At 69.7% G+C, this 8,111-nt stretch carries 6 protein-coding genes and 1 pseudogene; 3 read left to right on the top strand and 4 right to left on the bottom strand.

From position 1 onward, the window contains the following. From WU80_RS06610 to WU80_RS06600, 3 genes and pseudogenes are all read left to right on the top strand, one after another. Positions 1-204: pseudogene (locus tag WU80_RS06610) on the top strand (2-polyprenylphenol hydroxylase); the annotation flags it as partial. 2 nt (positions 205-206) lie between these two features. Continuing rightward, positions 207-1,097 carry an aldose 1-epimerase gene (locus tag WU80_RS06605; RefSeq protein WP_055400471.1) on the top strand — a complete coding sequence of 297 codons (891 nt, stop codon included), beginning with the start codon at positions 207-209 and terminating at the stop codon, positions 1,095-1,097. 112 nt (positions 1,098-1,209) lie between these two features. Further along, the gene (locus WU80_RS06600) at positions 1,210-4,413 is read left to right on the top strand and encodes an adenylate/guanylate cyclase domain-containing protein (protein WP_055400473.1); all 3,204 of its coding nucleotides are present in this window, start codon (positions 1,210-1,212) and stop codon (positions 4,411-4,413) included. Here WU80_RS06600 and WU80_RS06595 read toward each other — a convergent pair. From WU80_RS06595 to dnaJ, 4 genes are all read right to left on the bottom strand, one after another. Continuing rightward, a complete protein-coding gene (locus WU80_RS06595; RefSeq protein ID WP_055400475.1) occupies positions 4,404-5,249 on the bottom strand; it encodes a DUF5995 family protein in 846 nt (281 codons plus the stop codon). The genes WU80_RS06600 and WU80_RS06595 overlap by 10 nt on opposite strands. 22 nt (positions 5,250-5,271) lie before the next feature. Continuing rightward, positions 5,272-6,471: an oxygenase MpaB family protein gene (locus WU80_RS06590; RefSeq protein WP_055400477.1), complete on the bottom strand. Its 1,200-nt coding sequence runs from the start codon at positions 6,469-6,471 to the stop codon at positions 5,272-5,274. Positions 6,472-6,538: 67 nt separating this feature from the next. Next, positions 6,539-6,925, bottom strand: coding sequence for a heat shock protein transcriptional repressor HspR (locus WU80_RS06585; protein WP_055400479.1), 387 nt, complete (start codon positions 6,923-6,925; stop codon positions 6,539-6,541). After that, positions 6,925-8,103, bottom strand: a complete 1,179-nt coding sequence (dnaJ, locus tag WU80_RS06580; RefSeq protein ID WP_055400481.1) for a molecular chaperone DnaJ — start codon at positions 8,101-8,103, stop codon at positions 6,925-6,927. Before dnaJ ends, WU80_RS06585 begins: the two co-directional genes overlap by 1 nt. Positions 8,104-8,111 lie beyond the last annotated feature (8 nt).

Raw genomic sequence — 8,111 nt, 5'->3', positions numbered from 1 at the left:
GACTATCCCGATTGCACGCCGCCGCGCGGCCTGCACGTGCGGCAGACCGGTCGGCTGCCCGAGGTGGTGACCAAATACGGCGGCTGGGGCGACCGGCAGATCCTGGTCTGCGGCGGGCCGGCGATGGTGCGGGCCACCAAGGCCGCCCTGATCGCCAAAGGCGCTCCGCCGGAACGTATTCAGCACGACCCACTGTGGAGGTAAGCATGCGCGTCGTCACCCTGCGCGACCCGGAATCGGCGGTGACCGCGGAGTTCGTGCCCGACGCGGGCATGATCGGCACCTCGCTGAGCGACGCCGGCGTGGAGCTGCTCGGGCAACGCCGTGGGCTGGACGCCTACGTGACGGCGGGCAAGACGATGGGCATCCCGATCCTGTATCCGTGGGCGAACCGGTTGGGCGACAACTCCTATACCGCCGAGGGCGTGACGGCGACGCTGACGCCGGGCGAGAACGGGGTGCGCGCCGACCCCAACGGGTTGCCGATCCACGGCGTGCTGGCGGGCCACCGAGGCTGGCGGGTCACCGCCGAGTCGGACAACGAGCTAACGGCCGAGCTGGATTTCGCCGCCGACCCGCGATTGCTGGCCACCTTCCCGTACCCGCACGTGCTCACGGTGGCGGTGCGGCTGGCCGAGCGGACGCTGACGGTGCGCACCACGGTCCGCGCGACCGGCGACACGGCCGTGCCGCTGTGCTTCGGCTTCCACCCCTACCTGCGCCTGCCGGACGTGCCGCGCGCCGAGTGGGTGATCGACACCCCGCCGCTGCGGCACCTGTTGCTCGACCAGCGGGGCCTGCCGACCGGCGCGTCCGAGCCCGCCGCGGCCCGCGAGGAGGCGTTGGGCGACAAGGCTTTCGACGACGCCTACGATCGGGTGCCCGAGGGCGCGGTGTTCGCGGTGTCGGGCGGCGGGCGCCGGCTACAGGTGCGCTTCGAGCAGGGGTACCCGGCGGCGCAGATCTTCGCGCCCACCGCCGAGGACGTGATGTGCTTCGAGCCGATGACGGCGCCGACCGACGCCCTGCGCCGCGGCGGCTACCGGTGCGCGCGACCGGGTGAACCGGCGGTCGCCCAGTTTGCCATCCGCGTCTAGGGGCGGGCCGCCAGCGAATTGTCCGGACCAACACATATTCGGGGTCCACACGTGCTGAATTAGGCGCGTTTGACGCGTACTCTTTAGCCCATCCTTGGCAGGAGGACGCAGCGTGAGCCCTGGCGAGACCGGCACCACGATCGACGAATTGCTGGACCGCGCCGTGCAAGCGATCAATGCCGGCGACCGCGCGACCGCGACCTCACTGGCCGGACAGGTTCTTTCGGTCGACCGCGGCAACCCGGAAGCCGAAGACCTGCTGGCGATTCCGCCTCGCTACGGGGAAATACGCAGGCTGACAATCCTTTTCGCGGACATGGTGGACTCGACCGCGCTGTCCACCCGGATGGAACCGGAGAATTACCACACCTTGGTCGGCCGGTACCGGGATGAGGTGCGCCGCGTCGTCGATCGCTACGAGGGGCACATCAGCTCGATCAAGGGCGACGGCCTGCTGGCCGTGTTCGGGCACCCCAAGGCGCACGAGAACGACGTGCGGCGCGCCGTCGCCGCGGGGCTGGACATCACCCGCGCCGTCGCGCGGCTGAGCGCCCAGGCGGAACGCAAGTTCGGCGAGTCCATCAGCGTCCGGGTGGGCATCCACCGCGGCCTGATCTATCTCGACACCGACCAGGACGACGTCTACGGCTTCGCGGCCAACCTGGCCGCGCGTCTGTCGGGCCTGGCCGCGCCGGGGACGGTGGCGGTGTCGGATGCGGTGGCGCCCCTGGTCGGCGACTCGTTCGAACTCGACGCCCGCCCACCGGCTTCGGTGAAGGGCGTCGAATGTCTGACCGTGCATCACCGGGTGCTCGGCGAGCGACACGAGGCGCCGCAGCTGCGATCGCCCGAGCTGATCGGGCGCGACCGCGAGCGTGCGTCGCTGCGGCAGAGCTGGCAGCGCGCACGGGCCGGCACGTTGACCCGCCCCGGCATCGTGTTTCGCGGCGAACCGGGAATCGGCAAGACCCGGCTGGCCGCCGAGGCGGCCGAAATGGTCCGCGCCGCAGGCGGGCCCGTGGTGCGGCTGTTCGGCTCGCCGCTGCACACCGAGACCGGGCTGCATCCGGTGCGCCGGCTCATCGAGCGCCGCTGCGGCATCACCCGGCTGACCGACGCCGCGGAGCGGCTGCGCCTGCTGCAAGCCGAACTTCGCGCCGGCGGTCTGGACCCCGCGATCGCCACGCCGCTGCTCGCCCCCGTGATCGGCGTCGGCCCCGAACACGGCTATCAGGCCGCGGCCCTCGAGGGCCGGACGCTTTACGAGTCGATCGGCGTGACGGTTCTGCAGTACGTGCTGGCCTGCCTCGGCCGGCATGCCGGGCTGGTGATCGCGGAGGACGTGCACTGGTTCGACGCGTCCACCGCGGAGCTACTCAACTCGTTGCTGGCCGGCGCGGACGGCCGGCTACTGGTGGTGGTGACCGGACGTGACGGTGACTGGCTGCAAACCGATTGGCCGGCAGAGGTTTTCGACCTTCCCCCGCTGACCGATGAGCAGTCCGAGGCCCTGATCGCCGCGCTCAACCCGGCGGTGACCCGGGCGCAGCGCGCCGAGGTGGTCGAGCGATGCGACGGGGTGCCGTTCTACATCGAGCACGTGGTAAGTGAACTCGACGGCGCCGGAACGGATTCCGGTGTGCCCGAGGCGCTCTACGAGCCGCTGTTCGCCCGGCTGCATCACTCCCGGCCCGACGTGGTGCCGGTGGTGGAGGCGGCCGCCGTCATCGGGCGCGCCGGCGATCTGCCCATGCTGCGCGCCGTGGTCGGGCGCGACGCCGGGGACGTCGACGACATCGTCACCGAACTCGTCCAGGCGCGCGTGCTCGAACGGCGCGGCGACGACGGCTGGCGCTTCCGCCATGAGTTGCTGCGCGAGGTGGCCGCCGAGCTGGCCCCGCCGTCGCTGGGCCGGGACCTGCACGCGCGCGCCGCCCGCGCGCTGGTCAGCGCGGCGGCCGACGCCGAACCGGATTGGCCGGTGGTCGCAAGCCATTTCGAGCAGGCCCACCACTACGAGGAAGCCGTCGAGGCCTACCACATGGCCTCGGCCAACGCCCGGCGCCGCGGCGCCTTGCAGGAAGCGGTGGTCTGCCTCACGGACGCCCTCACCCAGCTGGACAACTGCCCGGCCAACCCCGACCGGGACCGCAAGGAAATCGCCATCCGGATGGAACGTGGATTCTTGACGGGCGCGACCCAAGGCAGCATGAGCGGCGAGGGTCCCGCCGACTTCCAACGCTGCCTGGCCCTGGCCAGCGGCGGTGACTACGAGGACGAACTGCTCACCACGCTGACCGGGCTGATCGGTTACTACGTCCCGCGGGCCGAGCTGCGCCGGGCCCACGACCTGGTCGACTCGCTGTCCGCCCGGATCACCGAGAATCGGCCCTGGAGCATTCCGGCGATCGCCTCGGTGATGGGTTCGGTCGTCTGGCTGGAGGGCGACTTCGTGGCCGCCCGCGATCACCTGTTGCGGGCGCTGGCCGATAGCTCCGCGGCCGATCCCCTCGTGCTGGACACCGCCTGGTGGGTGCACGTCGACCCGATCTCGTTGGCGCACACCTACATGGCACTGACGCACACCGCGTGCGGCGACCTCGACCGGGCGCACACGGAGTTGGCGAATTCATTGCGGCGCTGCGACGTCCTGGGTTCCCCGCGCGACGCCTACAACCGGGCGAGCACCTACTACATGGAGATCTGGGTGCGGCTGGAGAGCAGCCAAATCGACCAGGCGGCAACCGCGGTCGCGGAACTCCGCACGCTCAGCGAGCAATCCGGGCTCGACCTGTGGCAGCTGGTCGGTCGAACCCAACACGCCACCGTCAAGGCGCTGGCGGCGCTCGAGGCCGACGCCGACGCCGCCACGCTGGCCGGCCACGCGGAAAAGGTCGCGCGCTGGGTGGACGGGTCCCGGCGCATGCACCTCAAGATGTTCCTGACGTTCCACGACGCGATCGTCGGCCGCCTGCTGATCGCCGCGGGCGCGGCGCAGCGGGCGCGGGAACGGTTGGAGATGGCGCTGCGGCACGCGGAAGAAACGGGGATGCACTTCTACGACGGCGAGCTGATGCGCGTGCGCGCGCGGACGTTCGCCGACCCCGAGGAACGGCGCAAAGCCCTGAACGAGGCGCTCGAATTCGCCCGGCGCCAAGGGGCGATCCTGTTCGAATTGCGTTGCCTGCTCGAGCTTTATGAGATCGACGGCGATCCGTCCGCGCTCGTCGACGTTGTCCGCCGCTTCCCCGGTGACGCCCGGTGGCCGGAGTTCGCGCGAGCGCAAACCATCCTCGCGCGGCCGGATCAGCGATAACCCTTGCGCGGCCTGTGCGGGGAGTTCGATACCTCTTCGAGCGCTTGAAGGTTGGCGGCCACGTCGCGAATTTCGTGCTTGCCGACGAGGCGGACGAGCGCCGGGAACGGGGTCACCCGCCCGGGTGGCTGCAGATAGAACGAGCCCAACGCCGCCGCCCAGGCCTCCTGGTGGACCATCTTCTCCGTGACCTTCGACCGGTGCGTCGCGAGGAAGTAGGCGAATTCCCAAGCCCCCCTGCGCAGTTTGACCAGCGACCGGTCGAGCGCGCGGATCTCGCCCGGCACCAGCCACCGGGTCCAACGGATTTCGGGGGAAAGCGTGTCGATGACCTTGAGAACGTCGGGCAGCTGCTTGCACAGAATCTTGTTGACCCGGTTGTAATCGACCGCCAGGCTGTCCATCGAGTCGCCGGCGACCGCGAAGACGGCGAGCCCCAGATCGAACGTGATGTGCGCATTCAGTCCGGCCATCATGTGCTGAAGAATGATCGCCTGATCGTCGTGGTCGCCCACGAACGCGACCTCCCAAGGCAGCGTCGGGCCGGGACCCCGCTCCGGATAGAAGTAGGCATTCAAGGCGTTGAAGTAACGCCGGGCGAAGGCGATGTCGAGATCGGTCATCCGGGGGCCATCCTCGAACACGTTGTCGCCGACAGCGTCCCGGATTGCGAGGGTGGTCCGCCGGTACAGCACGGCGAAGTACCCGAGGTGGCTCTCCGCCGTCTTGGCCCAGTCGATTACCCGATCGATATTGCGCAGGACATCGTCGATGGTTTTTGGCTCGTCGAGCCAGTGCGGCCGGAACTCGGGGGCGGGAGGCGTGGGAGCAGCCATGTCGGGTCTTCCCTTCAGTCGACTATGCCGGGCGGCGGGTGGGCTTTGGTGCCGACAGCTCCCAGCTGCGGGCAAGGTGATCGGGTATGTCGAACTTCGCGCGCTCCCCACCCCGGTTCAGCCGGAACAACCCATGCAACAGGTCGTGCCCAAAGGGGCGAATCACCTCCGAGACCCGTTGGTAGCGCCGCGAATTGCGCTTGGTTCGGCCGAATACGCGCACGAAGAACCAACTGCCGGCGCGGCTGAGCCGCCCGAAGTCATCGGTGAGGGCCGACTCGGGCACCAGCAGCATGTCGGCGATTTCGTCGCCGACGAGGTGCCGGATCAACGGCGGGACGGTGTCGTCGAACCGGTGAAAGGGCGTCATCTCGTCGAGCAGTTCCATCAGCGCCGCGGCCATGACCCGCCCCTCGCGCGACGGCCGGAACTGCCTGCGCCGAATCGTCGCCACCAGCGCGGTGGCCTCGTGGACGTTGTGCGCGTACAGGTCGGGATGCACGCCGAGTAGATGCCCGATGACGTTCCACAGGTGAAGGTAGGCCTCGGCGTCTTTCCTCGGGACGTGCACGCCCAGCTGCCGCAGGGGGTCGACGACGACGTAGGAGAACGAAAGCAGCGTGCCCGCAAGGTCTTCCTGATTGATCGGGACGCCCCAATCGAGCGGCTTCCACACGTCGGGGTCGGCCTTGCTGCGGATCTCGATCAGCTTGCGAACCGCGGCGTGCATCAGCCGCACGTGCTGGATGCTGCGCACCCCCTTGCCGTGTTCGCCGAAGCTGCCGGAGGAGAGCACGTTGATCAGGAACTGGCCGGTCTCCATCACCCGGCGGCGGGTGTCGGTGTCGAGCCGGGCCGTCAGATAGAGCACCTTGACGCCGTTGGCCGCCGCGTACGCCGACGGAAGGGACGCGCAGAACAGGCAGATCGCGATCTGCAACCCCCAGGTTTCGAAGAGCTGCTGGCCGCGCTTGATCTTGGCCGTGTCGGCCCAGGGCGGCAGCGCCGCCGTCTTGGCCAGGAACTCCCGTACGGCCGGGGGCAAACCTTCGGGGGTCGGCTGGTCGTTGCTCACCAGCGTCTGCATGATCGTGTTGACGGCTTGGACGTCGCCCTGCCCGAACACGGCCTCGATGGCCTCGTCGGCTGCCGGATCGCCCAGCTGTCGCATCTCATCGAGCCGCGCGTCGGTCCATCGGGAGCTTCGGTTGGCGCCCGCCATGTAGGCAGGATGACAGATCGCCGGCGGTTTTTGCTAGGGAATAACGCCAGTTACCGCACCGGCGGGGTCAGCCGCGCGTTCGGCGCGGCTGCCACACCACCACGGCGGTGCTCTTGGGCACCACCGCCAGGTCGCGGCGCTGCCCGGCGCGTACCTGCGCGAGCTCCTCGGTGAGCTCCTTCACGCGCGCCTGCAGCGCCTCGACCTGGTTGGTCAGCTCGATGATCCGCTTGATGCCGGCGAGGTTGACCCCCTCGTCCTGGGACAGCCGCTGCACCTCGCGCAGCAGGTCGACGTCGTGCTCCGAATACCGCCGTCCCCCACCGGAAGTGCGGCGGGGGCTGACCAGGCCGAGGCGGTCGTAGGTGCGCAGGGTCTGGGCGTGCATGCCGGCCAGCTCGGCGGCCACCGAGATCAAAAACGTCCGGGACTCTTCCCGCGAATTCTTCGCCATCAGCGGTTACCTGCCCATCCGGCTCGTGGGTCAAACCCGCTGGCGCGCTCGGCGGCCGCGTACGCCTCCAGCGCCTCCTGTGCGGCACCCTCCACGTTCGGCGGCACCGCGACCTTGACGGTGACGAGCAGGTCCCCGTTGCCGCCGTCGCGCTTCGGGACGCCCCGCCCGCGCACCCGCAGGATGCGGCCGTCGGAGGTGCCCTTGGGCACCCGCACGCCGACCTTGCCGTCCAGCGTTGGCACCGAAATCGTTGAGCCCAAAGCCAATTCGGTGAAGCTGACGGGCACGGTCACGGTCAGGTCGTCGCCGTCGCGGCCAAAGACCTTGTCCGGCCGCACATGTACGGTCACGTACAGGTCGCCCGACGGCGCACCGCGCAGGCCGGCCTCGCCCTGTCCGGGCAGCCGGATGCGCTGCCCGTCCTCCACGCCCGGCGGGATCCGCACGTTGATGGTGCGGGTGCGGGTGGTGACCCCGGTGCCCTTGCACTCGTCGCAGGGGTGCTCGATGATCGAGCCGCTGCCCCGGCAGTCGGTGCAGGGCTCGGAGAAGCCGAACGCGCCCTGGTTGCGGCTGATCACGCCGGAACCGTTGCAGGTGGGGCACACCTTGGGGCTGGTGCCCGGCCGCGCGCCGCTGCCATGGCAGTTGGTGCACGGCGCCGGGCTGGTCAGCCGCAGCGGCATGGCCACGCCCTTGGCGGCCTCGACGAAGTCCAGCTGGGTCTCGGTCTCCAGGTCGTTGCCGCGTCGCGGCCGGCTGGGACGCGCGCTGGCGCCGCGCCCGAACAGCCCGCCGAACAGGTCACCGATGTTGGTGCCGCCGCTACGGCCGGCCGCGTCGAACAAGTCGTTGAGGTTGAACTCGGCGCCGTCGCCGCCAGCACCGAAGCCGCCGAAGCCGCCGGTGTCGAACCGGCGGCCGCCGAACCCGCCGCCCGCGAACAGGCGGCGGGTTTCGTCGTACTCCTTGCGCTTCGCCGGATCCGACAACACGTTGTGCGCTTCCGACACCGCCTTGAAGCGTTCACCGGCGGCGGGGTTGTCGGGGTTGGCGTCCGGATGCAGGTCGCGCGCCAGCTTCCGGTACGCGCGTTTGATCTCTTCGGGACTGGCGTCAGAGGAGACGCCCAGCTCCTTGTAGAAGTCCTTTTCGACCCATTCGCGCTGGGCCATGTCGCGTC

The sequence above is a fragment of the Mycobacterium sp. UM_11 genome (assembly GCF_001414075.1).
Classification (GTDB): Bacteria; Actinomycetota; Actinomycetes; order Mycobacteriales; family Mycobacteriaceae; genus Mycobacterium.
The sequence above is the reverse complement of the archived record's forward strand: the minus strand, read 5'-3'. Positions and strand labels throughout refer to the sequence as shown.

What these genes read in the sequence shown, in the direction of transcription:
- WU80_RS06605 (WP_055400471.1), top strand. Translation starts at nt 207, where the DNA reads ATGCGCGTCGTCACCCTGCGCGACCCGGAATCGGCGGTGACCGCGGAG.
- WU80_RS06595 (WP_055400475.1), bottom strand. Translation starts at nt 5,249, where the DNA reads ATGGCTGCTCCCACGCCTCCCGCCCCCGAGTTCCGGCCGCACTGGCTC.
- WU80_RS06590 (WP_055400477.1), bottom strand. Translation starts at nt 6,471, where the DNA reads ATGGCGGGCGCCAACCGAAGCTCCCGATGGACCGACGCGCGGCTCGAT.
- WU80_RS06585 (WP_055400479.1), bottom strand. Translation starts at nt 6,925, where the DNA reads ATGGCGAAGAATTCGCGGGAAGAGTCCCGGACGTTTTTGATCTCGGTG.
- dnaJ (WP_055400481.1), bottom strand. Translation starts at nt 8,103, where the DNA reads ATGGCCCAGCGCGAATGGGTCGAAAAGGACTTCTACAAGGAGCTGGGC.